Source organism: Actinomyces sp. HMSC08A09, from assembly GCF_001807465.1.
Taxonomy (GTDB): Bacteria; Actinomycetota; Actinomycetes; order Actinomycetales; family Actinomycetaceae; genus Actinomyces; species Actinomyces oris.
The window spans coordinates 9797-10808 of record NZ_KV789092.1; the positions used below are offsets into that span (position 1 = coordinate 9797).

General features: G+C 61.6%; 2 pseudogenes. Both read left to right on the forward strand.

Annotated elements, in window-relative coordinates:
• Nucleotides 1-537, forward strand: a pseudogene (locus HMPREF3165_RS13640) (hypothetical protein); the annotation flags it as partial.
• A 105-nt stretch (nt 538-642) separates the two neighbouring features.
• Nucleotides 643-1012 (forward strand): annotated as a pseudogene (locus HMPREF3165_RS13645) (hypothetical protein); the annotation flags it as partial.

The window sequence follows — 1012 nt, forward strand, 5'->3', positions numbered from 1 at the left end:
CGAGCACTCACCCCCGTCGGAGAAGCGAAGTCCTTCACCGGCAGTATCAACGCCTACACGGAGCTGACGATCGACTACGGAGAAGTCACCGTACTCCCCACCACCCTGACCCAACCAGGCGTGAAGAACTCCTCCAAGGCCTTCACTATGAACGGATGGAAGGTCACCTCCACCAGCAACACCGACGGTCAGTTCAGCAACCCACCCTTTGACCAGATCATCACCGCCGCCAGGCAGGCCAGCCCCACCGGCACCATCGACCTCGACGGCGACACCCTATCCGTCACCGGTCTGGTCACCGACGAGAAGAAAGGTCTCACCCCCGAGGCAGCAGTACCCGTCGTCCACACCGTCAACGACTGCCAAGCAGCAGGACTGACCACGCTCCAGCTCAACGGCAAGCTGCAGAAAGGCCTCTCAACCGACAACGACTACTGGCTGACCTTCACCTGCAACAACGGCACCTGGACACCCACACACGAAAGCACAAGAGGCCAAGACGAAGCCACCATCCTCAACAAAGTCGCCGAACTCTAACCAACCCACCAACCCCACCTTCACCTCTGCGCCGTCAGGACGAACACCCCCACCATCAAAGCGGATCAGGAAGAATTACGTCCGACAAGTAGGGAGAAGGTACCGATGGCGGATGAGCAGACCATACCAGCGCCAAGAGGAGACGTCGGCGCAGACGAAGCCCCGGCCGTCAACTCGGGCAGCGAAGCCTCTGTCGGCCGAAGGAAACCGTCGTCAGGCAAGTCGGCGGGGTGGTGGGCCATCCGGGTCGTGGTGGTCGTCGTGGTGGTGGCGGTTGTCGGGTTGATGTACCTGGTCAGCATCACCCTCAACCCAGACAGCGGCCCAGAGGGCTTCAAGGTCCGGCGCATCGCCAGCACAGCCACCAAGCACCTCTCCAACAGCCCTGATGTCATCTCCGCTGAGATCACCGTGGCCTCAGCCGACAACGGCGGTCCCAGCGCTTACCTGGACGTGCGTCTCAAGGACGACACCA